24 protein-coding genes are annotated in these 22,727 nt (G+C 53.1%); 14 read left to right on the plus strand and 10 right to left on the minus strand.

Features of this window, described 5'->3' with window-relative positions:
- Nucleotides 1-30: 30 nt before the first annotated feature.
- Genes soxA through soxX form a run of 4 tightly spaced genes read right to left on the minus strand, consistent with a single transcriptional unit; the run spans nucleotide 31 to nucleotide 2,294 of the window.
- Nucleotides 31-867, minus strand: a complete 837-nt coding sequence (gene soxA / locus QOL67_RS20565; protein ID WP_430458981.1) for a sulfur oxidation c-type cytochrome SoxA — start codon at nucleotides 865-867, stop codon at nucleotides 31-33.
- 28 nt (nucleotides 868-895) lie between these two features.
- The gene (gene soxZ / locus QOL67_RS20570; protein WP_283427869.1) at nucleotides 896-1,225 is read right to left on the minus strand and encodes a thiosulfate oxidation carrier complex protein SoxZ; all 330 of its coding nucleotides are present in this window, start codon (nucleotides 1,223-1,225) and stop codon (nucleotides 896-898) included.
- A gap of 20 nt (nucleotides 1,226-1,245) precedes the next feature.
- On the minus strand, nucleotides 1,246-1,668 hold the full coding sequence (soxY, locus tag QOL67_RS20575; RefSeq protein ID WP_283427870.1) for a thiosulfate oxidation carrier protein SoxY: 423 nt from the start codon (nucleotides 1,666-1,668) through the stop codon (nucleotides 1,246-1,248).
- 32 nt (nucleotides 1,669-1,700) lie between these two features.
- On the minus strand, nucleotides 1,701-2,294 hold the full coding sequence (gene soxX, locus QOL67_RS20580) for a sulfur oxidation c-type cytochrome SoxX (RefSeq protein ID WP_346770619.1): 594 nt from the start codon (nucleotides 2,292-2,294) through the stop codon (nucleotides 1,701-1,703).
- Between the two features lie 226 nt (nucleotides 2,295-2,520).
- On the opposite strand from soxX, the gene QOL67_RS20585 reads away from it, so the two are divergent.
- Nucleotides 2,521-3,582, plus strand: coding sequence for a YeeE/YedE family protein (locus tag QOL67_RS20585; RefSeq protein WP_283427871.1), 1,062 nt, complete (start codon nucleotides 2,521-2,523; stop codon nucleotides 3,580-3,582).
- A gap of 70 nt (nucleotides 3,583-3,652) precedes the next feature.
- On the opposite strand, the gene QOL67_RS20590 is transcribed toward QOL67_RS20585, so the two are convergent.
- The gene (locus tag QOL67_RS20590) at nucleotides 3,653-4,393 is read right to left on the minus strand and encodes a cytochrome c biogenesis CcdA family protein (protein WP_283427872.1); all 741 of its coding nucleotides are present in this window, start codon (nucleotides 4,391-4,393) and stop codon (nucleotides 3,653-3,655) included.
- 70 nt (nucleotides 4,394-4,463) lie between these two features.
- On the opposite strand from QOL67_RS20590, the gene QOL67_RS20595 reads away from it, so the two are divergent.
- The 4 genes from QOL67_RS20595 to QOL67_RS20610 all read left to right on the plus strand — a co-directional run bounded on the left by QOL67_RS20595 (nucleotide 4,464) and on the right by QOL67_RS20610 (nucleotide 7,841).
- The gene (locus QOL67_RS20595; RefSeq protein ID WP_283427873.1) at nucleotides 4,464-4,832 is read left to right on the plus strand and encodes a thioredoxin fold domain-containing protein; all 369 of its coding nucleotides are present in this window, start codon (nucleotides 4,464-4,466) and stop codon (nucleotides 4,830-4,832) included.
- Nucleotides 4,833-4,897: 65 nt separating this feature from the next.
- The gene (locus QOL67_RS20600) at nucleotides 4,898-5,236 is read left to right on the plus strand and encodes an ArsR/SmtB family transcription factor (RefSeq protein WP_283427894.1); all 339 of its coding nucleotides are present in this window, start codon (nucleotides 4,898-4,900) and stop codon (nucleotides 5,234-5,236) included.
- 42 nt (nucleotides 5,237-5,278) lie between these two features.
- On the plus strand, nucleotides 5,279-6,328 hold the full coding sequence (locus QOL67_RS20605; RefSeq protein WP_283427874.1) for a YeeE/YedE family protein: 1,050 nt from the start codon (nucleotides 5,279-5,281) through the stop codon (nucleotides 6,326-6,328).
- A gap of 364 nt (nucleotides 6,329-6,692) precedes the next feature.
- Nucleotides 6,693-7,841 (plus strand): AraC family transcriptional regulator, encoded by a 1,149-nt coding sequence (locus QOL67_RS20610; protein WP_283427875.1) that lies wholly within the window; start codon nucleotides 6,693-6,695, stop codon nucleotides 7,839-7,841.
- An 813-nt stretch (nucleotides 7,842-8,654) separates the two neighbouring features.
- Here the strand turns inward: QOL67_RS20610 and QOL67_RS20615 are convergent.
- The 4 genes from QOL67_RS20615 to QOL67_RS20630 all read right to left on the minus strand — a co-directional run bounded on the left by QOL67_RS20615 (nucleotide 8,655) and on the right by QOL67_RS20630 (nucleotide 12,283).
- Nucleotides 8,655-8,927 carry a hypothetical protein gene (locus QOL67_RS20615; protein ID WP_283427876.1) on the minus strand — a complete coding sequence of 91 codons (273 nt, stop codon included), beginning with the start codon at nucleotides 8,925-8,927 and terminating at the stop codon, nucleotides 8,655-8,657.
- Nucleotide 8,928: 1 nt separating this feature from the next.
- Nucleotides 8,929-9,129, minus strand: coding sequence for a hypothetical protein (locus tag QOL67_RS20620; protein ID WP_283427877.1), 201 nt, complete (start codon nucleotides 9,127-9,129; stop codon nucleotides 8,929-8,931).
- 782 nt (nucleotides 9,130-9,911) lie between these two features.
- Complete coding sequence (locus tag QOL67_RS20625; protein ID WP_283427878.1) at nucleotides 9,912-11,639, minus strand: phosphoenolpyruvate hydrolase family protein; 1,728 nt, start codon at nucleotides 11,637-11,639, stop codon at nucleotides 9,912-9,914.
- Nucleotides 11,636-12,283, minus strand: a complete 648-nt coding sequence (locus QOL67_RS20630; RefSeq protein ID WP_346770620.1) for a phosphoenolpyruvate hydrolase family protein — start codon at nucleotides 12,281-12,283, stop codon at nucleotides 11,636-11,638. The genes QOL67_RS20625 and QOL67_RS20630 overlap by 4 nt, the downstream gene beginning before the upstream one ends.
- A gap of 182 nt (nucleotides 12,284-12,465) precedes the next feature.
- Between QOL67_RS20630 and QOL67_RS20635 the strand changes: the two genes are divergently transcribed.
- The 8 genes from QOL67_RS20635 to QOL67_RS20670 are packed head-to-tail and all read left to right on the plus strand — an operon-like array spanning nucleotide 12,466 to nucleotide 19,547.
- Nucleotides 12,466-13,332: a branched-chain amino acid ABC transporter permease gene (locus QOL67_RS20635; RefSeq protein WP_283427880.1), complete on the plus strand. Its 867-nt coding sequence runs from the start codon at nucleotides 12,466-12,468 to the stop codon at nucleotides 13,330-13,332.
- Nucleotides 13,329-14,291 (plus strand): branched-chain amino acid ABC transporter permease, encoded by a 963-nt coding sequence (locus tag QOL67_RS20640; protein ID WP_283427881.1) that lies wholly within the window; start codon nucleotides 13,329-13,331, stop codon nucleotides 14,289-14,291. The genes QOL67_RS20635 and QOL67_RS20640 overlap by 4 nt, the downstream gene beginning before the upstream one ends.
- A 14-nt stretch (nucleotides 14,292-14,305) precedes the next feature.
- Nucleotides 14,306-15,553, plus strand: coding sequence for an ABC transporter substrate-binding protein (locus QOL67_RS20645; RefSeq protein WP_283427882.1), 1,248 nt, complete (start codon nucleotides 14,306-14,308; stop codon nucleotides 15,551-15,553).
- Nucleotides 15,544-16,317 carry an ABC transporter ATP-binding protein gene (locus QOL67_RS20650; protein ID WP_283427883.1) on the plus strand — a complete coding sequence of 258 codons (774 nt, stop codon included), beginning with the start codon at nucleotides 15,544-15,546 and terminating at the stop codon, nucleotides 16,315-16,317. Before QOL67_RS20645 ends, QOL67_RS20650 begins: the two co-directional genes overlap by 10 nt.
- A complete protein-coding gene (locus QOL67_RS20655) occupies nucleotides 16,307-17,044 on the plus strand; it encodes an ABC transporter ATP-binding protein (protein ID WP_283427884.1) in 738 nt (245 codons plus the stop codon). The genes QOL67_RS20650 and QOL67_RS20655 overlap by 11 nt, the downstream gene beginning before the upstream one ends.
- Entirely contained in the window at nucleotides 17,041-18,237 is a 1,197-nt protein-coding gene (locus QOL67_RS20660; protein ID WP_283427885.1) for a Tm-1-like ATP-binding domain-containing protein, read from the plus strand. Before QOL67_RS20655 ends, QOL67_RS20660 begins: the two co-directional genes overlap by 4 nt.
- Nucleotides 18,238-18,246: 9 nt before the next feature.
- Nucleotides 18,247-19,107 (plus strand): phosphoenolpyruvate hydrolase family protein, encoded by an 861-nt coding sequence (locus QOL67_RS20665; protein ID WP_283427886.1) that lies wholly within the window; start codon nucleotides 18,247-18,249, stop codon nucleotides 19,105-19,107.
- Nucleotides 19,104-19,547, plus strand: coding sequence for an SRPBCC family protein (locus QOL67_RS20670; protein ID WP_283427887.1), 444 nt, complete (start codon nucleotides 19,104-19,106; stop codon nucleotides 19,545-19,547). The genes QOL67_RS20665 and QOL67_RS20670 overlap by 4 nt, the downstream gene beginning before the upstream one ends.
- 498 nt (nucleotides 19,548-20,045) lie before the next feature.
- Here the strand turns inward: QOL67_RS20670 and QOL67_RS20675 are convergent, their stop codons facing one another.
- Nucleotides 20,046-21,080, minus strand: coding sequence for a LacI family DNA-binding transcriptional regulator (locus tag QOL67_RS20675; RefSeq protein ID WP_283427888.1), 1,035 nt, complete (start codon nucleotides 21,078-21,080; stop codon nucleotides 20,046-20,048).
- An 80-nt stretch (nucleotides 21,081-21,160) separates the two neighbouring features.
- On the opposite strand from QOL67_RS20675, the gene QOL67_RS20680 reads away from it, so the two are divergent.
- On the plus strand, nucleotides 21,161-22,342 hold the full coding sequence (locus QOL67_RS20680) for a phytanoyl-CoA dioxygenase family protein (RefSeq protein ID WP_283427895.1): 1,182 nt from the start codon (nucleotides 21,161-21,163) through the stop codon (nucleotides 22,340-22,342).
- Nucleotides 22,343-22,727 lie beyond the last annotated feature (385 nt).

The raw sequence follows: 22,727 nt of genomic DNA on the forward strand, positions 1-22,727 counted from the left end.
ACCGTCTGGCACTGGGGCTTCGTATCTTTTTTAGTTTCTGACCGAAGGCGTTTCAACAGAAAGCCCTTGGCCACGCGACGCGATATAAAGCTCAAGCGATTTGAACTCCTCGCCGCCAACTTTGTAGGGCTCAGCCCGAATATTCTTCATGCAGCCCTTAAAGCGGGCATGTGTTGAATTCAGCTTGGCATTTTTCAGACGATAAGTCGGAAAGCCATTGGTCTGACCCTGACTCAGGTGGTCCGCGCGGATCATCGTGTCGTAATTGTCTTCATGACAATTTGAACAGGCCATATCCAACTGCCCAACGCGGGTATAATACAGCTCCTTGCCCTCCTCCCAGAACTCAGCAGCCTCTCCATCTATGGCAACATTCATTGGCATGCCACGCGACTGCAACCCAATCAGGGCCGTCATTGCGGTCATCTGGCCACCAGAATACTTCCAAGGCTCCGCCCCCATGTGATCAGTCCGGCAGGTGTTCACCAGATCCTCCATGGTGACCACTTTGCCGCCTTCAACTCGAGGCAATGTGGTCCGCAGACCCGCAAATTGTTCGACGTCATCATGGCAGGAGGCGCAAGCCTTGCCCTCGCCTCCATCAACCTCGTTCCAAAGATCAATCGCTTGATCAACAAAAACGAACCCCGGGTTGTCAAAATCATCAAGCTGTAAGGCCTGCGTTTCTTTTGCGCGGTAGATCCACCCGGATGTCACCTCATCAAGGTTTTCCGCATGGGCTGGGGCCGCAGTTTGGATTGTGAACTCCTGCCCGTCTATCGACAGCGCCGCGGATTCCTCCGCGTGGGTACTGACTGCCATCCCCACAAAACATGCTGTACTAACCAGTACTTTAAGCGTCTTCATTCGGTCGTCCTCCCTATTCTGTCCGACCTCAGCCGATCGCGATTTTTTTCGCTGTTTCGTAGACAGACCCATCATCGTCGTACCATGTGAATTTGAACTCACCGGCCTCGGGGACCATTGCTTCAAACTCAAAATACGGGTTGGTCGAAACCGCAGGTTCAATGGTGACGTCGATGACGTTTTGCCCATTAAAATCCGCCGTGAACCGGTTAATGATCGAGCGTGGGATAAGGTTGCCGTCATCGCCCTTGCGCTGACCGGATTCCATCTTGTGGCTGATCAGAGTTTTGATTGTGATGACATCACCAGCCGCAGCTGTCTTTGGAACTTTGACGCGAGGTTTTACACCAGAAGCCATAGTTGTTCTCCTCGTCTGAGTTAGCCGCCGCAGCCGCCGATTGTTACTTTTACGGTTGCACTTGCCTTACGGAACGTACCGTCTTCCATTTTGGCAATCGCAACGACATCCTGTGTTTTTGCCAATCGGATACGGGTTGATCCGGAGCGGGATCCGGCCAGCGGCCCGAATTTGAATGTCGCAACAGCTGGTGTTGGGTTGCCAGATGCAAACAGCGCAATCTCAACAGCTCCAGCGGCCGAAACCTCTACTGGAACAGTGTTGCCGTTTTCCGCAATTTCCGGGGCGGTCAGATCGATGCCACCTTCGGTGATTTCTGCTCCGCCGGTTATGGCCGCGATCGCGTCATCGGTCAGCGACGCAAGTGCCGGCAGACCAATCAGGGATGCCATCGCAAATGTGCTTGTACCAAGTGCAAGCACTCTTCGACGTGTTAGATCCATTTCGTTTCCTCCCATTGAGTCCGGGTAAATTATTATTCTTTCAGGGTCTGAAGATACGCGAGGACATCTTCGACCTGTTGCGCGGTCAAGATGGTCTTGCCCTCAAATTTTTCCAGCGTGCGTTCAAACCCCGCATTTTGGTAAAACGCAGGCATGATGCTGTCTTCAAAAACCATTTTTGAATTGGCCACGATCGCGCGAAGTTCTTGCTCTTCCCAACGATCTGCAGCACCGGTCATTTCAGGGCCAACTTCACCGTGAAACGACTCCTCGGGCATGTCTGCATTGACATGACAGGCCAGACAATTGCCCAGCTTTCTGTTCTTGAAAACATCCCGGCCATTTGCAGGGTCTCCGGCCACGCCAGTCAACGACGCTTCAACAACGCCATCTTCATATTTGACATCACCTGGAGCCACGGGCTCAGCGGCCAACGGACTTGCCAGAAATCCCGCCACTGCGATTGATAAACCGATGATCCTCATGCGTCCTCCCAAACACTTCAGTTCGCCGCAACGTACCGCACGATTCTGTGAAAACGCAATAACAAATTCATTTACATGAATTTTTGTATTTGTCTGACATCCCAAAATTCCCTCGAAACACATCGCCTCATCAAAGCCCAATCGGCAACAATTTGGTTCAGCTATTGGTTACGAATATTTCATATAGTTCAATAAGTTAGTCAACAATCTGCGATCCGAATAAGTTACATTCCCTACGCACCTTTAATCACCCAATCCACATCCCATCGCATGCACAGCCAACGTCAAGTGCGGGTGTGATCTGAATCAATGCAGGCTTCACAATGAACGCTACATATCGCAATGTGTGAATGGATTGGAGCACATCATGGACTTGATCACCTTGGTTGAGCAGATCGGCGAAGCCCCTACCGCAGCCCTTTTCGGGTTGCTCACTGGAGTAGTGTTTGGTGCCTCTGCCCAGCGATCCCGGTTTTGCCTGCGCGCCGCCACCGTAGAATTTGCACGCGGCAAAATGCAGGACAGCGTCGCTGTTTGGCTCCTCACCTTCTCGACTGCGCTTGTCTGGGTGCAAGGTGCACGATTGCTCGGCCTGATGGACTCCTCCAGCGCCCGCATGATGGCCGTCCCTGGAAGCTGGTCGGGCGCCATACTAGGCGGGCTCATTTTTGGCGTTGGCATGGTGCTCGCGCGCGGCTGTTCCGGACGGCTACTGGTGCTCGCCGCCACGGGCAATTTGCGTTCAGTGGTGTCCGGACTGATTTTTGCGGTGGTGGCCCAGATGAGCCTTTCGGGCAGCCTGTCTCCCCTGCGCAATCAATTGGCTTCCACTTGGATCACCAGTGGCGGGCGCAACATGGATTTGCTGGCAGCAACAAGGTTGCCCGATTCCTCTGGCCTACTCCTCGGTGTTGGCATAGCGATTCTGGCCTTAATCCTTGCACGTCGCCACAAGATCGGTGCGGCGCGCCTGGTGTTTGCCTCAGGTGTTGGCTTTGCAGTGGCGCTGGGTTGGGTCCTGACCTACGCGTTAAGCTTGATTGCCTTTGATCCAGTACAGGTAGAAAGCGCCACCTTCACAGGGCCATCAGCCAATACACTGATGTTCTTTCTCGAGCGCGATTCTGTGCTGCAATTTGACATAGGCCTGGTGCCAGGCGTGTTCCTCGGCGCGCTTGTCGCTGCTGCTATGGCTGGGGAGTTGAAATTTCAGGCCTTTGATAATGCACCGACAATGCGCAAGGCGATGGTTGGAGCAGCGCTGATGGGTTTTGGCGGAATGCTGGCCGGCGGTTGTGCCATAGGAGCTGGTGTAACTGGAGGATCCATATTTGTCGGCACCGCGTGGCTGGCCCTGTTCTGCATGTGGATTGGCGCCATAGCAACGGATTGGCTCGTGGATCAGCGTGACGCAAGACAAACAGCGTAAGAACTGGACTGACCAAACCGCGACCAAGGCAATTCTCGAAGAAACAGGCCTCACACTAGGGGCTTTGATTTTAGCGTAAAACACCAATGTCCGGCGCGATGGCCAGCATCCACTGCGCTATGAAGTTTATTGAGTTTGTCGCGATCAGCAGCCCGAATACAATCAACATGGCACCCATGGCTTTCTCAACCAATCCAAGATGTTTGCGGAATTTTGACATCCACTTCATGAACGGGCCGATAAAAAGAGCAGCCAACACAAACGGCGCCGTCATACCCAATCCATAGACAAACAACATCCCAGCCCCAGCCGACGCGGTATCGGCACCTGCTGCAGTAAATAGGATCGCCGCAAGAACAGGACCAACACAGGGTGTCCAGCCAAATGCAAAGGCCAAGCCAATCACATAAGCCCCCACCAAGCTCATGTTAGCGGTGGTGGTCGCATCGGACCGCAATTGACGATAAAGAATGCTGACCCGGAGTATCCCAAGAAAATGTAAACCCATCACGATAATGATTGTCGCTGCAAGCCACCGCAGAATGTCAAAGTATTCGCGAAGCACCTGACCAAACGTCGTTGCCGCCGCTCCCAACCCCATGAAGATTGTGATCACGCCAGCCGCAAAAAAGCAGGCCGCCAACACGGCACGCAACCGCGTTTTTCTGTCCATCTGTGCCTCTGCGGAAATCTGGTTAATACCAACACCAGCCAAATAGCTCAGATAGAACGGCACAATTGGCAAAATGCACGGCGACAAAAACGACAAGACGCCCGCAAATGCAGCACCAGCAAGGGTAATTTCCATCATCGCAGGCGCTCGCTCTTGTGTAATTCAAATATTCATATTATGTTGTTTGTTGAGTAAAGGTCAATTTCACATGTCACTCCGTCTTATCCTTTTCAGTCTGTTTCTTAGCCTATCGTCGGCATTTTCCGCTGCGGCTGGGCCTGTTTTGGTGATGGTAGAAGAACAGGGCTGCGTCTGGTGCGCGCAATGGAACGATGAGATCGCGCATATTTATCCAAAGACCACCGAGGGCAAAGCCGCGCCTCTTAGGCGATTGGATATTCACGCAGCGCGGCCCGATGATTTGACGTTTAGCCAATCACTTAATTTCACGCCTACATTTGTTTTGATGGTAGACGGACAAGAAGTCTCCAGGATCGAAGGATATCCCGGAGAGGACTTTTTCTGGGGACTGTTAGGACAGATGTTGTCGGACGCCAGCATTGATGTTTCTGGATGAACTCCCGATATTATGGCAAGCACAGCGACCAAATGGTCATTACAGATCTAAAGGAAGAGAACCAGATGGGCCTGCCAGTATTTGACAGTAACATGTGTGCCGAAGACATGGACAAGATGGCAGACAATGCCATGAAAGCCTCCTATTTCCTCAAGGCGATCAGCCACGAGGGGCGATTGATGATCTTGTGTCACCTCGCCTCGGGTGAAAAGTCGGTAACCGAGCTTGAAAACCTTCTGTCATCCCGACAGGCTGCGGTATCTCAGCAGCTGTCCCGGCTTCGACTTGAAGGGCTGGTGACACCCAGACGTGACGGCAAAGTTATCTACTACAGCTTGACCGATGACCGGCCCAAAAAGATCATGGAAGTTGTCTATGATCTTTTTTGTCGCGACGACGATTGAACCGATCGAATGCAGTCGCAAACAGTGTAATGGAACGCGACGATGCTTGATTTGGTCTCTGAACCCTTAGCTGTGGCCTTTGTCGGTCTGGTAGGCGGTTTGCTGCTCGGCCTTGCCGCACGTATTGGTCGGTTCTGCACCTTGGGCGCCATAGAAGATTTGTTCTATGGTGAGAACACGCTGCGCCTGCGCATGTGGGGCATCGCCATTGGCCTGTCCGTCATGGGAACCTTTGGTCTGTCCGCAGCGGGTTTACTTGACCTGAGTGAAACTCTCTACCTGTCGAGGCAATGGAACCCATTGGAGAGCGTACTTGGCGGGCTGCTGTTTGGATATGGCATGGCCCTCGCCGGTAACTGCGGTTACGGCGCGTTGGCGCGAGTCGGCGGCGGAGATCTGCGCTCACTGTTGATTGTTTTAGTGATGGGCATTTCCGCATATGTCACGCTAGGCGGTCCACTTTCTCCGCTGCGTATATGGATGTTTGGCGCATCAGAACAGGCATCGAATTTCCCCACCTTCGCCCATTTGGCCACGCCGTTGACCGGGATCTCAATGGAGGTCACAGGCATGATAATTGGTGCGGTTATTCTTGCGCTGACTTTGGGAAACAAAACACTTCGGAATTCGCCCAGCCATGTGTTCTGGGGCGCCGTTGCCGGGCTGGCGATAGTTCTAGGTTGGGCCGGAACATATTGGGTCGCCAGTCACGGGTTTGACGCAACTGCGGTTGTCAGCCACACATTTTCAGCCCCCATTGGCGAAACAATGCTGTATCTCATGACCTCATCAGGCAATTCGATTAGTTTCGGCACTGGTTCAGTCATCGGGGTTCTGATCGGAGCCCTAATTGGCAGCCTGTATATGGGCCACTTCAGATGGGAATCCTGCGATGATCCCCGCGAACTGCGCCGACAAATTCTAGGCGCCGCTTTGATGGGCATTGGTGCTGTTGTTGCGGTTGGCTGCAGCGTCGGTCAGGGGTTATCTGCGTTTTCAGTCCTGTCCTACAGCGCTCCGCTTACGTTGCTCAGTATTATGTCAGGAGCTGCTTTGGGTCTGCGACAACTGATCCTGGGATTTGCACCGTAATAACCCTGCTGTCGGCATCTCCAAAACCGTCACGTATTGAGCCCACAGGCCAACGTCACAGGTGACCCAAGCCGTCGTTATTGCCAAAGATAGTCGCCGCAGTGCAGCCTCCACCATCAGGAACAGCTTCACCAATGCCAACCAACCCACCAATTCAATTCGGGCCTCAACCAACACTGTGAGCATGCAAATTGGGCGCCGAGAATACTAAAGTGCGTCGCCTCTGCCGGCTGCACCCAAGTTTTAGCGGGAGCACCTAAGAACGCTCCAACTTTGCCGTTGCCGTGTTTCAGAAGGTTTCTAGGTGTAAGTTGTCCCTCCAATCCGTTCCCAATGCCACAATTTTTGGAATCGGAGCATCATTTTGAGAAATCGGCGCGCCTATCGACAGCAGCATCTCTATATTGGCTCCAATCCAGTTCTTGAGACAACGAATAGGCCAACCATGATCTATCTCGACCTGGCCCTGCGTGGCGGTGCCATTACACTTTTGCTTTTGTTGGCTTTTTTGCTTTGGCGCGCACCAATCAGCCTGGAAGGTCGCTTATCAGTGGTGGCGTTGGCTTTGTCCGAAACCGCTTTTCTAATCATCACAACTGCTCTGCCACTCGATCTGCATCCAGCGTTGCAATCAAATCTCACGCTGATAGCCAGCTTCACTCCTGCAGCGATTACTTGGCTGATCGTGACCATTTTTCTCGATGCTCCAGGACATCGGTGGCCCTGGCTCCTTGCCTCGTTGGCCACCTCGATTGCGCTTTTCACTCATGAGACATTTCCAGACATTTTCTCCCTGTTTTTGCCAATGTCCGTAGTTCTCTATGGCGCGCTTTTGATCCTCTCACTCAGGTCACGCCGTGACGATTTGGTGGATTGCCGTTGTCGGGCACGACCAGGCTTTGCAGCCGCTATTGCAAGTCTTGCGTTGCTCCTGACCGGGGGGCAAGCAACCCGTTTTCTTCAGCAGGACAGCCTTGCGCTGGCTCTCCTGCAAGCCGTTGGCACCCTTGTTGTTGCCCTCAATTTCGCGGTGTGGCTGCTACTTCCTGATGCGAACCGCTGGCCCGGCGAGACATCTTCGGAAACCACCACCCGGTTGCCGGTCCAAGATGATTTTGCTGACCCGGCTCTGATCGCGGGCATCCAGTCAGCAATGAGCGCGGGCATCTGGCGAGAAGAAGGGTTGACCATCGGGGCACTCGCAAGAAAACTCGCGGTGCCTGAACATCGCGTGCGTCGCGCGATCAACCAAGGTCTGGGTTTCCGCAACTTCTCAAGCTTCATCAATCGAGCCCGGATCGAAGCCGCATGTGCCGCATTGACAGATCCCACCCAAATGAACGCAACGGTTCTGGAGATCGCATATGAGGTCGGCTTTGCCTCAGTAGGACCATTCAATCGGGCTTTTCGCGCAGAATTCGGGCATAGCCCAACTGAATACCGACGCGCCGCGCAGTCTGGTGCATTCCCCGATTCTGAAAAATCATCGCCAAATGCTGTAAACCTGCACTGAGTTTTAAATTCGACGCGCAGGCATGGGGTAGACGTAACAAACAAGGGCATCAATTCCACGAAACGGAGATGCTCGATGCGTGCCATAATTCTAACTATGCTGATAATTTTTGCCAACACAACTCAGGCCCCAGCTCAAACGATGCCGACGATGCCCCCCACGGCCTCACCTGAAATCGGAACCTTTTGTGGCTTCCTAAAGAGATGCCCAAAAGCGTCGGCACCCAAGTCTGACGACTAGACTGCCGGTCCGATCCGGCCGTAGAGACGCAAACTCGCTTTGAGTCGAACTGCGCCTGATGCAGTTGCTGGCCACGTGAATTAAACCGGCTGTCGAAATCGAACCCGGATCTATCTCGGGTACGCCGCCCAAAATTGGCTTTTCCGCACAGGCGTAAGTCAGCGTTGCCTGTGTGGGGCTCGTCACCGACCAAACTACTTCGGCGTACAGTAATGATTCCAGCCTACATCAAAATACGTTAGAGGCCGTTCAAAAGAGGCAATCTCAGCTTCTGTATTGAAGATTAGGGCTAACACACAGCCTCCCGTAACAGTGGAAAACTCGCACAAAACCCAGCACGGTCATTTCGTCGCCGGAATACCCCTTGCGTCGCAAGACGGCGTACAATGTGTTATCTGACATAAGGCGATGCCAAGAACGCAATGACGGGAAAAGATATTCCGCATAGGCTGTAATCTCACGAAACTCCGTCAAAATTCGATGGCTTGATTTGGTAAGGGTACATTGTGACCCCGGGCGCATCTTCATTTGAGACGCAGCGATCGACCATACCTTCGTCTCAAAATCGAACTTCTACCATTTCGCCTGGCGGATCTTGCCCGGTCGTTGGGCTAACATAGCCAACAGTTGCATCGCCATTCGTGTGATCTCCAGCCCATCGAGTCCATCGATAGCGGTCATGAGTGCTCCAAGTTTCGGGATCCGTGATTGCACACGGTGTTTGCGGTTTGGACACATCAAGCCATCTTCAAATGCATAGGCAGAATCTGTTTCGGCCACCCATACTGGCAACAGCAAACCGAAAGTCGGACCCAATCCGTGCGCACAAGCGATGAACCGTTTCATGTTATTCTTTGGCTTCGACTTTATGAAGATATGCCAGGATCAATGGTGCGGTGACTGCCGTGATGGGCTTGCGTCCAAAGTCTGCGTTCGTGAGCTTCACATGATAAATCGTTTTGTCGAGAATGGCTTTCGTTTTGCCCTCTTTGCGTTGTTTCTCCAGAAATGCATCGCCGATTTTGGCGAACGTGTGGCTCTGCGCCACTAGAGTTTCGCCCTTGCGCCAAAGAGATATCAGTGTACGCACACATCGGCAGTTTCTTCTCTTTTCCATGCAGCCGATATTTGACGTTCCAAACGTTTGGAGCCGGATGGCGTCACAAGCAGATAAAGCCCCTCAAAGTACGAAACCTTATATGGCTTTTCTCTGGGCTTGAGATTTCGAATCTGAACATCGCTAAGTGGCATCTGGGGGCATCGCCTTTTCATCAAAGTCGCGAAGCCCCCAAAAAGCCCCCCAATCTGGGGGCATCTCACCAAACGCCATAGGATGGCATCGGACAAAGAACTTCATCAAAACCCATGTAACACAGAGTGTTTCGGATGTCTTCGGACTACGGTGAATTGAAAAATGGTGCCCACACGGAGCCGCAAAAAGCACCTAACAGTATGAAAATATATAAAAATAATTCACATGAAAATACCCATACCCCCAAATATACCCCATCAGAGAAATCCACAATTCTAAAGCATCGAACTTCGGGCTGATACAGCCCCTACTCACTGCCCAGATACTGACTGCAAAAGGCCTTTAGCTGCCGTTGGTGCAAAACACGTCTAACGGCTGCTGTCAGCCCAAAGTGGACTCTTCCCTCATGTGCGATCATGGCGTAAGCGGACATTCACACAACTGGGCTGGACGTCTGCTCTGCGGGACGAGGACGAAACCGATTTGGCTCAACGTCCGCTTTCTGCCAACCCAGTGATATGGCGGTGATAGCCTGAAATTGTGCATAACCTTTTGGGGGCGCTGAACACCCATCAATTCTAATCCAATTGGAATTTTTTCATTTTATTATAGAGCGTGCGAGGAGCTATACCCAGATATTGGGCTGTTGCCCCTTTACGATAATTGTGCTGTTTCAGTGCCGCGGCGATCCACTCTCTCTCGCCGATCGGTTCGATCGGCCTCTCGGGGTGAGCTGGCATTTCCTGTTCTGGAATCTGAGTTAAGGTTAGAAAATTGACGTCCCGCGCGGTGACGCGCCCGGAAGAATTCAGTGTCAAAATCCGCCGGATCGCGTTCTTTAATTCCCGTACATTTCCCGGCCAGTCATATTCAAGAAGAACCCTGAGTGCGGCGTTGGTAAATTGTATGTCTTCGTTTCGGGTCAGATTGTGAGCAAAAAAGGCAGCAAGTTCGGCGATGTCGTCCCGTCTTTCACGCAAAGGCGGCACCGCGATTTGGATTGCATTTATGCGGTGGTAAAGATCGCGTCGAAACTCATTGACCTCGACGAGATCCTCAATGTTCTGATTACTGGTGCTAAGCAACCGGACATTTACCGTCCGACCGTCAAGCGCTCCAATGCGTTGAACATAACCCGTTTCCGCAAACCTTAAGATCAAGCCTTGTAACTCAGCGCTTAACGCTGAGACCTCTTCGAGTATGATGCCATTGCCGTGTGCCGTTTCCAGTGCACCACGAGTTAGTGGAACATCTCTGCGGTTAAGGCCGGCCACTTGCCCCATAAGCTGAACAGGCCCGACATCACGTGAAAGGCTGGTGCAATCTACGACAACCGGGTCGCGTTTTTCTGCGTAGTGTTGTTTATGAATATCTGCGGCCAACAGGCTTTTGCCTGTGCCGGTTTCACCGGTGATCAACACTGGCATATCGCTTGGCGCTATGTCGGCCACTAATTTCCGCAAAGTCTGCATTGCATGTGAACTGCCGATGAACGCTGAAGGCTGGGCGACGTCGTCCTTGTTGCCGCGACCCATCTTGGCAATGACCTTGTATGATCGTGCCACTTCTTCGATGGCCTGTTCTAAAGGTAACCGGTCAATCGTTGATCCTGCTATGTAACCGTTCACCCGGCTTAACCGCGTGACGGTCAATGCGTCTTCCGGTGACGTTATGGGGCCACCTTCGATTAAGGTTGCGATATTGGCAGGGATGCCTTCAAGCACTTGATTGGCCAAATCGGCTGCCCCTTCTAAAGTCAGGCTGGTCGAAACGCCTGTGCGGCCGCCAGTAAAGCCCACAACAACGCAAATGCGGTCAGCGCCGGCCTCTACCATCATCCGGGCTTCGCGGTTTGTGCAAACATACGCCAAGGTCTTCATGCCACGCTCTGATGCGGCCCGTATCAGTTCGCATTCTTTGCCAAACCCAATTCCTTCGGCTTCCATCAATTGACGCAGCTGCCCTTCAAGCATCGCCGCAGACGGAAAATTGCACACGCCCGCGAACCCAATGCTATTTGCTTTTTCGACAATTTCGATTGGGTCGATGGCTGGGTCACGCACGTTCAGCCCTGCCAGAACCGGTGAAACGCAGCGGTGCAGGATTTCCTCTTCTGCTATTTCAAAGACCCATTCATTCGCCGGACGAAGCGGCAGGTATGACGCCAGCGATGAAGCTCCCCGCATGCGAAGTCTGCCCGCATTCAGAACCAGCAAGAAATCTGCCCCAGCGCGATCTACGGCAAGCGCGGTCAGGCCCGATCCAACGGCGGCACCAAAGATGAATGGATTCTTTTGATCCGTCATGGGGTGGCCTTGAAGATCAAAGCGCCATCGGCCCCCACATCAGTTGCCTGAACAGCTTCGTTCAATCCGACGTGTTCATAAAGAAGAATTTCGACACCATCGACTTGATGACGCAACTTCTCGATCAGGTCACCCAACGAGGCAATCAACAAATCCGGCGGCCCACCTGTGGTTTGCGGGATCAGTCCGGGGTGCAACACTAGTTGCCGCAATCCCGCACTTAATGCAGCTCGCCCTTGTTCCAGTGACCGGAAGAAAGCAAGAGATTGAAAGCCATGACGTTGTGCTCCGGCAAGCCAGGCGTATTCAAGTTCTGGTGTCGCAGGCATTGAGGCCATCATCCTTTTCGTATGGCCTTGAAACAAAATTGCTGAAGGCCAATTGCTCACCCCTACATATCCATGATCAGCAAGGCGCCGCAGAAAGTTATCCGCGGTTCCAAAGGGGTCACAGGTCAGAACGCCTGCATAGCTGACCCGCTCGACAGGACGGATGTCAAAAAGCGCCCTGTTGTTGTCCAACCGTGGCATCACCATCGCCAAGTCCGCCTGACGGCCACTTAGCCCGTTCAGCGTTGGGCAAAAAACATGGCTTACTTGTTCAGAAGTTGGATTCGGAAAGCCGGAAAGTTCGAAGTATTTCATTCGCAACGTATATCAGCATAAATCGGCAATAATAGGCAAAAACTGCTGGATTTCTGAATTGTTGGCGAGGGTGTATTTTCAACCTGTTGATTTAAAGTGATAATTTTTCTCAAACTTGACGATCATTAACTTGTGGTGGCCCGGCGCATTGCCGAAAATAGCCCAAACACTGGGGAGATTTCATGACGTTCTTTCTGATCGTTACGCTAAATGGTCTGACACTCGCGGCGCTATACTTCTTGGCCGCCAGCGGGTTCACTTTGATCTTTGGCCTGATGCGCACCGTAAATATGGCTCATGGGGCTCTGCTTTTGCTGGGTGGATATGTTGGCTTTGAAGTGGCAAGAGCCACAGGCGTCTGGCCGCTGGGCATCCTCGGAGGCGGGCTGGCCGCGGCCTTTGGGGGTGCGCTAATTCAGTTCGGAATCCTTGGGAGATTTCAGGGGGACGAACTGCGTCAGACACTGGCTTCCATTGCCATTTCAATCATTATGGCTGACCTGATGCTCTGGTATTGGGGTGGTATCACTTATCAGGTGGCTTTGCCGGATGCGCTGGCTGGTGGTTTCAAGCTGCCTTTGTTGGGCGTGGGCTATGCCTCTATCCGCCTGGTATTAATTGCTTTTGCAGTTGTTGTCGGAATTACGTTGTGGCTCATCATCGCTAAGACCCGGTTGGGAGCAATCATTCGCGCAGGTGTCGACGACCGTGAAATGCTGCGCGCACTTGGCTTTGACGTGGCGAAGATCTTCATCATTGTCTTTGCGCTTGGCGGATTGCTTGCCGGGATGGCGGGCGTTGTTGCCGCCAGTGCACTGTCGATCGCGCCGGGGACCGATCTTCAATTCCTTCTCTCATCGCTTGTGGTGGTCATCGTCGGCGGCATGGGAAGTGTTGGCGGCGCGGCGCTTGGGGCGCTTCTGATTGGTCTGGCCGAGCAGTACGGGTTGGCATACGCGCCCACCTATGGCGTGGTCTTTACCTTCGCAATCATGGTGTTCGTGCTGGCGGTCCGTCCGCAAGGCCTGCTTGGAAGGTCAGAAACATGAAATCTGCGCTCTTCATTCTTCCGTTCGCTCTGGTTCCATTTTTTGCCAATGATTTTTGGCTGGTGCAGATTTTCGGACGCGCATTGATCCTTGGTGTCATTGCTCTGAGCCTGACCTTTCTTGCGGCCTACCTTGGCGTTGTGTCCTTTGCGCAGGCCACCATGGCCGGTGTCTCGGGATATACCGTCGCCTATTTCGGACCTAACTCAGTCGATGTTGGACGAGAATTGCCTTTCTACGTGGTTCTTCCGCTGGCAATAATTATGGCCACGCTGTCAGGGGTGATCATCGGGCTGATCGCACGGCGCAGTCAGGGCATTTATGCCATCATGATCACACTGGCAGTTGGCGTCGCGTTCTTTTACTTCACCCGCCAGAATTATACCTACTTCAATGGATGGACCGGTTTTTCGGGAATACGGGCACCCGAGATTGCAGGCACAAATCTGCGGGACCCCCTGCCGTTCTATTTGTTGATAATCTCGGTAGCCATGCTGTGTTTGATGCTTGTTAATGGCTTCATCAAGTCACCGCTTGGATTGACCATTCAGGCAGTGCGCGACGCGCCCAAGCGGGTGCTGGCAATTGGCATCCCAACGACCCCCGTCATCGTATCAGCTTACGCCATTGCCGGGTTTATCGCGGGCTCCGGCGGCATTCTGAATGTTTGGTATCAAGAACGGATTTCATCCTTCTCGGTTGGTCTCGGTCCAATTGTCGACATTCTCGTTATCGCCGTGATCGGTGGATTGAAGCACCCGATTGGGGCGTTCATCGGTGCGCTTGCTTTCGTTCTGCTCGACACATTTGCCGTCGATTTCATTGATCGTGAGCGGTTCAACACGCTCATCGGTCTCGTACTTCTCGCCATCATCATGGGGGCCCCAGACGGCCTGCACGGATTGGCGAAATCTTGGTTGGCTCGCTTCAAAAAGCGAGTAGCCGAAAATCAGGTGTAAACAGGGAGGAAACTATGTTTACTAAACTAAAGACTATTACAATGACTTCTGCACTTGCCCTTAGCGCATTTGCAGCACCAGCGTCAGCTGAAGATATCAAGATCGGAGTGATCTCGATTCTGGAAGGCGCATTTGCGGCCCTCGGACAGGACGGTATTCGCGGCGTCGAACTTGCAATTGCTGAGGCAGGTGGCGAAGTCGCGGGCAATGACATTGAAATCATCGTGATGTCGTCCGACGCAAGCCCCGACAGCGCGGTGAACGCCGCACGTAAGCTGATCGAGCAAGATGGCGTTGACCTCATTGTTGGCCCATTGTCCGGCTCCGAAGGTCTTGCATTGCGCGACCTTTCCAAATCATTCCCTGCCGTTACGTTCCTGAATGGTTCATCCGCGGCACAGGACACCACTTTGCGTGACTCATCCGACAACTTCTTCCGCTTCGGCGGCGATGGTGCACAATGGATGGTCGGTGTCGGCAGCTACGCCCATGATGATCTGGGATATGAAAAAGTTGCTGTTGTGGCCGAAGACTACTCCTTCCCATATACGCAGGTTCTTGGCTTCATGACCGAGTTCTGCGCAGCGGGCGGTACGGTTCCAGAAAAATTCTGGACCCCAATCGGAGCGAAAGACTATTCATCAATCGTTTATTCGATCCCCTCGGATGTCGATGCTGTTTTTGTCGCCCTTGGTGGTGCAGATGCCGTGAACTTCCTGACCCAATACAATCAAGCTGGTGGCACCAAGCCAATCATCGGTGGCTCGATCACAATCGACCAGTCCATTCTGGATAGCGAGGGCCCGTTCAAGCAACAGCTGATCGGTGCACCAGCCGGCACACCCACGGTCAGCGACTATGATGGAGCCGAGTGGAAAGCATTCTCTGCAAGCTACACCGAGCACTTCCCTGATGGATTTACTGCACCCTCCATCTTTGCGCACCACTACTACATGAGCGCACATGCGGCCATTTTGGCTCTGGAAGAAGTTGAAGGCGACCTGTCCGGCGATCAGGCGGCGTTCCGCGCGGCTCTGACTGATCTGGAATTTGTAACGCCAACCGGCGGCACAATGCGTTTGGATGAAAACCGCAACGGCATCGTTGATAACTTTGTCACCGAAGTGTTCGAGCGTGAAGACGGAACACTTGGCAACCGCGTTGTCAAAGTTGTGCGTGACGTCGACCAGTCCCTTGGTCAGGATCCAGCGACCTTCTTGGCGCAGGGCTCCGTAAGCCGGGACAATCCTTCGTGCCCATAAGTCACGATCATAAAACAGCCAATGCCCTGGAAATCCAGGGCGTTGGCCGCCGTTTCGGTGGGTTTTGGGCCGTCAAGGATGTGTCCTTGTCTGTCCGGCCCGGCGAACGCCGCGCGGTTTTAGGGCCAAATGGGGCTGGAAAAACCACCCTTTTTAATGTTTTGACGGGCGATTTGGTGGCCTCTGCGGGTACAATTCGCATGGATGGAGCCGATGTCACCCAGACGCCGATGCACAAGCGGATCAAGGGCGGTCTGCGCCGCACCTATCAACATGCACATCTCTTTGACGGGCTGACAATTCGCGAAACGCTGTTTTTGGCCGTGAGCGGTGTAGCAGGCGGCTGGCAGCGGTTTTTGCCGCTTAAGCCAAATGATGACGCGATTGGTAAGGCCGAAAACCTTGCCGGGATGGCTGGTCTAAGCTCTGATCTGGATCGCGAAGTTGCTAACCTGTCTCATGGCCAGCGACGCCAGCTTGAAATTGGCATGGCGCTTGCTGAGACACCAAAGATGTTGCTGCTGGATGAACCGGCTGCGGGGCTGTCACCCAGTGAACGGCCGCGATTGGCAGAGCTTTTGTTGTCACTTCCCAAGGACATCACAATTGTCCTGATCGAACATGATATGGACATCGCCCTTCGGACCTCGGACAGCGTATCCGTCTTGCACAATGGTCGCCTGTTGGCCGAAGGCTCGCCAGAAAACATCATGTCCAACGAGGCCGTGCATAATGTCTATATGGGAGGCGCACATGGGCACTGAACCGTTGTTGAGAATCCGTGACTTGCATGTTCATTATGGTACCAGCCATGTTTTGCATGGCGTAGATCTTGATGTGGACCACACTTCGCTGGGGATGCTGGGCCGCAACGGAATGGGCAAGACGACACTATGCGCGGCCATCATGGGATTGGTTCCCACATCCGGTGGATCAATCCGGTTTGACGGCCATGACATTACCAACTTAGCGCCGGAAAAGCGGGCCAGGTTGGGGATTGGTTTTGTGCCGCAAGGGCGACGGGTTTTCCGGTCCCTCACTGTCGAAGAACATTTGCGCATGATGCAGCGCAAAGGTAGCGCCTGGACCATCGAACGTGTGTTTGACACCTTTATGCGCCTCAAGGAACGGCGTCGCAATCTTGGTGATCAACTGTCTGGCGGCGAACAGCAGATGCTGGCGATTTCGCGCGCACTGATGCTTGATCCCAAGTTGCTGGTTCTGGATGAGCCGACCGAAGGTTTGGCCCCCACAATTGTATCTGATGTTATTGATCTTGTCGTTCGTCTGTCTGCCGAAGGTATGGGGATCATGCTGGTTGAACAGAATATCCACGCCGCCTTTGCCGCCGCCACGAACGTTGCAATCATGGTCAATGGTGTGATCGTCGAAAAGCTGCCAACCGCTGCTCTTGAAGGCGATACCGAGCTTCAGAAACGTCACTTGGGAATTGAACCGGGGCAGATCACAGCAGAGGAAGACTTCGTATGAGCAAAGCATATGTCATTGGAACTTGTGACACCAAAGCACCGGAATTGTGTTTCGTGCGCGATCTCATACGTGCCACCGGTGTTGAGACAATTCTTGTCAATGTCGGCACAAAAGGTGGTGAAGAGGTGGCCGATGTGCCCGCTTCTGAAGTGGCGATGTGCCACCCGGACGGGCCCGCTTCAGTCTTTGTCAATGATCGCGGGCAAGCCGTTGTCGAGATGTCGCGTGCTTTACAGGCATTTATTCTGGAGCAGGCAGATGTCGGGGGCGTGATTGGCCTGGGTGGATCGGGCGGATCTGGCATCATTGCGCCTGCTTTGCAGGCTTTGCCGATTGGCGTGCCCAAGGTGCTGGTCTCAACGCTCGCATCGGGCGATGTGTCGACCTATGTTGGTCCGTCGGATGTCAACATGTTCCATCCTGTCACCGATGTGTCCGGTCTCAACCGTGTGTCACGCAAGGTTCTGGGTAATGCGGCCCATGCAATAGCTGGTATGATGAACTGGCAGCCGCCTGTGGTGATTGACACACGTCCACCCATTGCTCTGTCTATGTTCGGTGTGACCACACCTGCGGTTCAGGCCATCACCGCCACATTGCAAGAAGACTACGATTGTCTCGTCTTTCATGCCACCGGAAGCGGTGGACGTTCCATGGAACAACTTATCAGCCAGGGCGATATTTCCGGAGTTCTGGACATCACCACAACGGAAATCTGCGATCTGCTGGTCGGCGGTGTACTAAGCGCCGGTGAAGAGCGTATGGACAGCATAGCCCAAACTAGCGTGCCTTATGTCGGCTCCTGTGGCGCTTTGGATATGGTGAACTTCTGGAGCCCGGAATCCGTGCCGGACAGGTTCTCGGACCGGCTGTTTTATTACCACAACGCCCAAGTCACTTTGATGCGCACGACAGAAGCAGAATCCGCTCAGATCGGTGAATGGATTGGGCAAAAACTGAATGCGTGCAATGGCCCCGTTCGTTTCCTTGTCCCGCTAAAAGGTGTGTCAGCACTGGATGCCGAGGGTGTGCCATTCTGGGACCCCAAAGCGAATGCCGCATTGTTCACTGCGCTCGAAGATACCGTCCAGCAAACGGAAAATCGCCAGCTGATCAAATTAGATCATCACATAAATGACCCGGAATTTGCGGCTGCAGCAGTAGCTCATTTTCAGGAAATTACTGCAGCTTAAGAGGATACCATGCCGCATCTTACCCGAACCGAAATCCTCAAACGATTGCGCGCAAAGATTGACCGCGGTGAAACGCTTGTTGGCGGCGGGGCCGGAACCGGCCTGTCCGCAAAATGCGAAGAAGCAGGTGGTGTTGATCTGATTGTGATCTACAATTCTGGCCGTTACCGGATGGCGGGTCGTGGATCGTTGGCGGGCTATATGTCATACGGTAATGCAAATGAAATCGTGATGGATATGGCATCCGAAGTCTTGCCCGTTGTGCAAGACACGCCGGTGCTGGCAGGTGTGAATGCGACCGATCCATTTTGCCTGATGAATAAGTTTCTGGATGATCTGAAGGCAACCGGTTTCACCGGTGTGCAAAACTTCCCCACCGTCGGCCTTATTGATGGTAAGTTCCGCTGCGAGTTGGAAGAAACTGGCATGTCCTATGCGATGGAGGTCGATATGATAGCCCGCGCGCATGCCAAAGACATGCTGACGACGCCTTATGTGTTCAATAAAGACGAAGCTGTTGCGATGGCCAAGGCGGGTGCAGACATTATCGTGGCGCATTTTGGTTTGACCTCGGGTGGGGCCATTGGCGCGACGGATACACCAGCGATCGACGCCTGTGCTGCGCAATTCAACGACTGGGCCAAAGCTGCCAAGGCGGTGCGCGATGATCTGATTTTCATCTGCCACGGCGGACCACTTGCAGAGCCAGCAGATGCACAGGCCTTCTTGTCCCTTTGTCCTGATTGCCATGGGTTCTACGGTGCGTCTTCAATGGAACGTCTGCCGACTGAACGCGCAATTCGTGAACAAACGGCAGCTTTTGGTAATCTGAAACGCGCCATTCATCACGTAAAAGGAGCTGCAGAATGATTAAGGTTTTTTCGTCAACAATTATTGATGTCCCCGTTGATCAAGTCTGGGAACGGGTCAAGGACTTCAATGGTTTGCCCAATTGGCACCCCGCTGCCACTGACAGCCGCATCGAAGACACCAATGCGCCGGGATCGGTCGGTTGTATCCGTAATTTTGCCCTGACCGATGGATCCGGCCGTATCCGCGAAACCCTGTTGGCCATCTCGAATACAAACCGATCCCTGACCTATGACATGCTGCCTGGGGGGCCGTTGCCTTTTGTCGACTATGTCGCCGTTATGCAATTTGCTCCGATTACTGATCGCAACCAAACCTTCGCAACATGGTCTGCAGAATTCACCGCAGGCGACGGTCAGACAGATCATTGGCGAAAATTCGTTGCTGATGATGTGTTCATTGGTGGTTTCAGGGCGCTCGAACAAAGTTTCCAATCTTGAATGAGGTACCGAGATTAGTAAGTTTAGACTGGTTGAACTGTAACCACCTCGGTTTAGATGATCTTGAAACCTTACATGAGGTTAATAATGGGATTGTAATCCCTACCTAGGCGGGGCTGTTTTCTAAAAATTGAGCAATTGCGCACGCGCAAGCCTCAATCGACCTTCCGCACCGTTGTGGTGCGGAAGCGAGAGTTTTGGCAAGTTTGAGCTAATTACATCTAGTATTTGGAATGACCTGATCTCCAAATTTCCGAAGCGGACATTCGCCACGGAGCAGAAATTTTGCACAGTGGGCTCAAAGCCGCCTTGCGGCGGTGCAGCAGCACGTCTGCAGCGAAGTCGCGTCCCCCCAGCTGCCAGATGACGGCAGTCAGCCCAAAGCTGACCAACGCCCTCTTGAGTAAATTTGGCGAAAGCGGACACTCACACAACCGAGGTGGACGACGGCAGTGCGGACGAGGCGGTCGATCGCTGCACGTGCACCAATGTCCGCTTTTAGAAACGCCTTATGACAGGTGGAATATTCTCGGGGGTAATGACCTGAATATGAGATATGGCTATTTGAGGCGAAACGGGTAGGAGCCTATGATGATGCAAGAAGGCTTGGAACACGTTTTGTAGATCCACGTGAAGGTCATGGTGCAGTACATAGCTAAGACGCCCATCATTAATTAGCTGTCTGTTATCATGGTCCAGATCGTGGGCTACAAATACATCAGGCAATGACCCGTTCTGTTCGAGGGCATTCAAAATCGCTGTATTACCGCCGCCCATTGAATAGACGGCACATACTTGATCCAGACCTGCGACAACTCCTTGCATGATGCGCGATGTTTCAACATGCACGCCGCTGCCCCCACTTGCATCTATGACACGCAAGTTTGGGCACAGTTGGTTCAGGCTGGCCTTGAACGCCACTTCTCGCTCTTCCTCCCCCAAGAAACGATCATTGCTTCTTGAAGTCAGGACTGTTCCGTCACCGTCGCCGATTGTTTTCGCAATCAGGTAGGCCGCCGTGCGGCCTGCGCTTTCATTATCAAGGCCAACATAGGCTATGCGCTTTGTCGTGGTCAGGTCCGTTACCAAGGTGATTACAGGAATACCGGCCGCGATCAATTGATCCACAGCCGATCTAATTGTCGGCAGATCACGCGCTTTGATACACACGCCATGGCTGCCAAGTTTTGCGATGCGCGACAAAGCCGCGGTGACATCGTCTTCACTCATGATCTCTTGCGCTTGGAACCTCGGACGGCACACGGCGCTTCCAATACATGGTAACACCTGTTCAGCGGCACGCTGTACTTCACGGCTAAAGCGCGTTGGCGCTTCTATCACAAAATCGAAAAACAGGCGTCGTCCACGGGCGGCCAATTGCGCCTCTTGTCCTTCAAGTTCTGAAATGGCTGCCGAAACACGTGCCTTGGTTTGAGGACTGACATTCGCGCGATTGTTTATCGCGCGGTCGACTGTCGCGGTGCTGAGCCCTGACTGTCTGGCAATTTCTTTGATTGGAAATCGGTGTGTCATTTGATGTGTTTCTGATGCCTTTTGGGGAACCAATCAAGTGTTCGTTTCTGCATATTCAGGGAAAGACAGGGAGACTTTCTATGAAGAACCACATCGAAACTGAAGCAGGGTATTTTGATAGCGCAGCATGTGATCTGAACGCATTCACTGCGCTTATCGATAAAACTGCAAACGCATCAACCGTTCCCAACGCCGACGACATTCAAAGGAATGTCCCCATTTATGACATGTCCAGATTGCGCTCGTCGCTTGAGGACAAAGAGCGCTGTCGGACAATTATGGCCGAATGGGCGCATGTCTTTAGGGCGGGTGCGGGTGTTCTAGTTCTTCGCAGAGCCTACGAGGACACTGTCGTTCTTGACGAAGCCACTGCGATCTACGAACAAATCATTGCCTCCGAAAAACTGGCAAGCGGCGGTGGCGGTGACCACTTCGCGGCATCGGGGTCCAATGACAGGATATGGAATTCATTGCAGAAATTGTGCGAAGAAGCTCCGGAGGTGTTCTTACGATATTTCGCCAATACATCCATCGCTGCGGCGTGCGAGGCATGGCTCGGCCCGAATTATCAGGTGACCGCGCAGATCAATCTGGTTCATCCCGGTGGTGCGGCGCAGCAAGCCCACAGAGATTATCACCTTGGCTTTCAAACGGCTGAAATCAGTGCCGAATTTCCCGCGCATGTCCATGAACTTTCGCCTGCTTTGACGCTGCAAGGTGCTGTTGCACATTGTGACATGCCCGTCGAAAGTGGCCCGACAAAACTCTTGCCGTTCTCGCAACTTTACCGCGCTGGGTATGCCGCGTGGCGAAGGGATGATTTTCGAGCACTGTTTGAAGAACGCTGCATTCAACTGCCGCTGGCAAAGGGGGATGCCCTATTTTTCAATCCCGCGCTTTTTCATGCTGCGGGCGCAAATACGAGCAATGACATCCACCGCATGGCCAATTTGTTGCAGGTGTCGTCTGCATTCGGGCGGGCCATGGAAACGGTAGATCGCGAGAAGATGAGCAAATTGTTGTACCCCCATGCGCTTGCCGCGCATCAAGAAAGAGCTTTGGGTGCTTCAGCCCTAAAGGCTGCAATTGCTGCGTCCGCAGAAGGGTACTCATTTCCGACCAATTTGGACCGCGATCCCCCCAAAGGCGGGCTAGCACCTCAAACGCAGCAAGCGCTTTTTGAGAGTGCACTTGCTGAGAGTCTAACCCCTCAGGAATTCGAAGCGGTTCTCACCGAGATGCACATCAAACAATTGGCGTAGTTGCAAGATATCTACGTAAAGTGTCTCACGATTTCACTAGACCAAACTTGCAATGCGGCCATTCACTGCTCTGCAGAAAACTGTCAAAATGGGCTCAAATGCGACTTTAGCTGCAATCGGCCTGAATGTTCGCTTCAGAGAACCGCAGAGTCTTTGCAAAGCCCACTTCCTGCGCATCGCTGACTATGAAGGATGGCGCTGCATTTAGGCCAGCGCCATTTCAGCTCTGATTGGCCGCTTTCCTCAATCTGATGCAGCCTTCATGCAGGTGCGGCGAAAGTCTGCAATCCGCCGATTCTGTGGAAAAACATCGTGTTGCTGGCGCAGAAAATGAGGGACTGAACGTCGCGCGAGCGCCTTTCTTTTCAGGCTTCGCTCGTTTGCT

It is taken from the genome of Shimia sagamensis, assembly GCF_900182745.1.
Classification (GTDB): domain Bacteria; phylum Pseudomonadota; class Alphaproteobacteria; order Rhodobacterales; family Rhodobacteraceae; genus Shimia; species Shimia sagamensis.

Bases quoted from the DNA above. Each gene is read 5' to 3' on its own strand.
- soxA (WP_430458981.1), bottom strand. From the start codon at position 867: ATGAAGACGCTTAAAGTACTGGTTAGTACAGCATGTTTTGTGGGGATG.
- soxZ (WP_283427869.1), bottom strand. From the start codon at position 1,225: ATGGCTTCTGGTGTAAAACCTCGCGTCAAAGTTCCAAAGACAGCTGCG.
- soxY (WP_283427870.1), bottom strand. From the start codon at position 1,668: ATGGATCTAACACGTCGAAGAGTGCTTGCACTTGGTACAAGCACATTT.
- QOL67_RS20585 (WP_283427871.1), top strand. From the start codon at position 2,521: ATGGACTTGATCACCTTGGTTGAGCAGATCGGCGAAGCCCCTACCGCA.
- QOL67_RS20590 (WP_283427872.1), bottom strand. From the start codon at position 4,393: ATGATGGAAATTACCCTTGCTGGTGCTGCATTTGCGGGCGTCTTGTCG.
- QOL67_RS20595 (WP_283427873.1), top strand. From the start codon at position 4,464: ATGTCACTCCGTCTTATCCTTTTCAGTCTGTTTCTTAGCCTATCGTCG.
- QOL67_RS20600 (WP_283427894.1), top strand. From the start codon at position 4,898: ATGGGCCTGCCAGTATTTGACAGTAACATGTGTGCCGAAGACATGGAC.
- QOL67_RS20605 (WP_283427874.1), top strand. From the start codon at position 5,279: ATGCTTGATTTGGTCTCTGAACCCTTAGCTGTGGCCTTTGTCGGTCTG.
- QOL67_RS20615 (WP_283427876.1), bottom strand. From the start codon at position 8,927: ATGAAACGGTTCATCGCTTGTGCGCACGGATTGGGTCCGACTTTCGGT.
- QOL67_RS20625 (WP_283427878.1), bottom strand. From the start codon at position 11,639: ATGACGGATCAAAAGAATCCATTCATCTTTGGTGCCGCCGTTGGATCG.
- QOL67_RS20630 (WP_346770620.1), bottom strand. From the start codon at position 12,283: ATGAAATACTTCGAACTTTCCGGCTTTCCGAATCCAACTTCTGAACAA.
- QOL67_RS20635 (WP_283427880.1), top strand. From the start codon at position 12,466: ATGACGTTCTTTCTGATCGTTACGCTAAATGGTCTGACACTCGCGGCG.
- QOL67_RS20640 (WP_283427881.1), top strand. From the start codon at position 13,329: ATGAAATCTGCGCTCTTCATTCTTCCGTTCGCTCTGGTTCCATTTTTT.
- QOL67_RS20645 (WP_283427882.1), top strand. From the start codon at position 14,306: ATGTTTACTAAACTAAAGACTATTACAATGACTTCTGCACTTGCCCTT.
- QOL67_RS20655 (WP_283427884.1), top strand. From the start codon at position 16,307: ATGGGCACTGAACCGTTGTTGAGAATCCGTGACTTGCATGTTCATTAT.
- QOL67_RS20660 (WP_283427885.1), top strand. From the start codon at position 17,041: ATGAGCAAAGCATATGTCATTGGAACTTGTGACACCAAAGCACCGGAA.
- QOL67_RS20665 (WP_283427886.1), top strand. From the start codon at position 18,247: ATGCCGCATCTTACCCGAACCGAAATCCTCAAACGATTGCGCGCAAAG.
- QOL67_RS20670 (WP_283427887.1), top strand. From the start codon at position 19,104: ATGATTAAGGTTTTTTCGTCAACAATTATTGATGTCCCCGTTGATCAA.
- QOL67_RS20675 (WP_283427888.1), bottom strand. From the start codon at position 21,080: ATGACACACCGATTTCCAATCAAAGAAATTGCCAGACAGTCAGGGCTC.
- QOL67_RS20680 (WP_283427895.1), top strand. From the start codon at position 21,161: ATGAAGAACCACATCGAAACTGAAGCAGGGTATTTTGATAGCGCAGCA.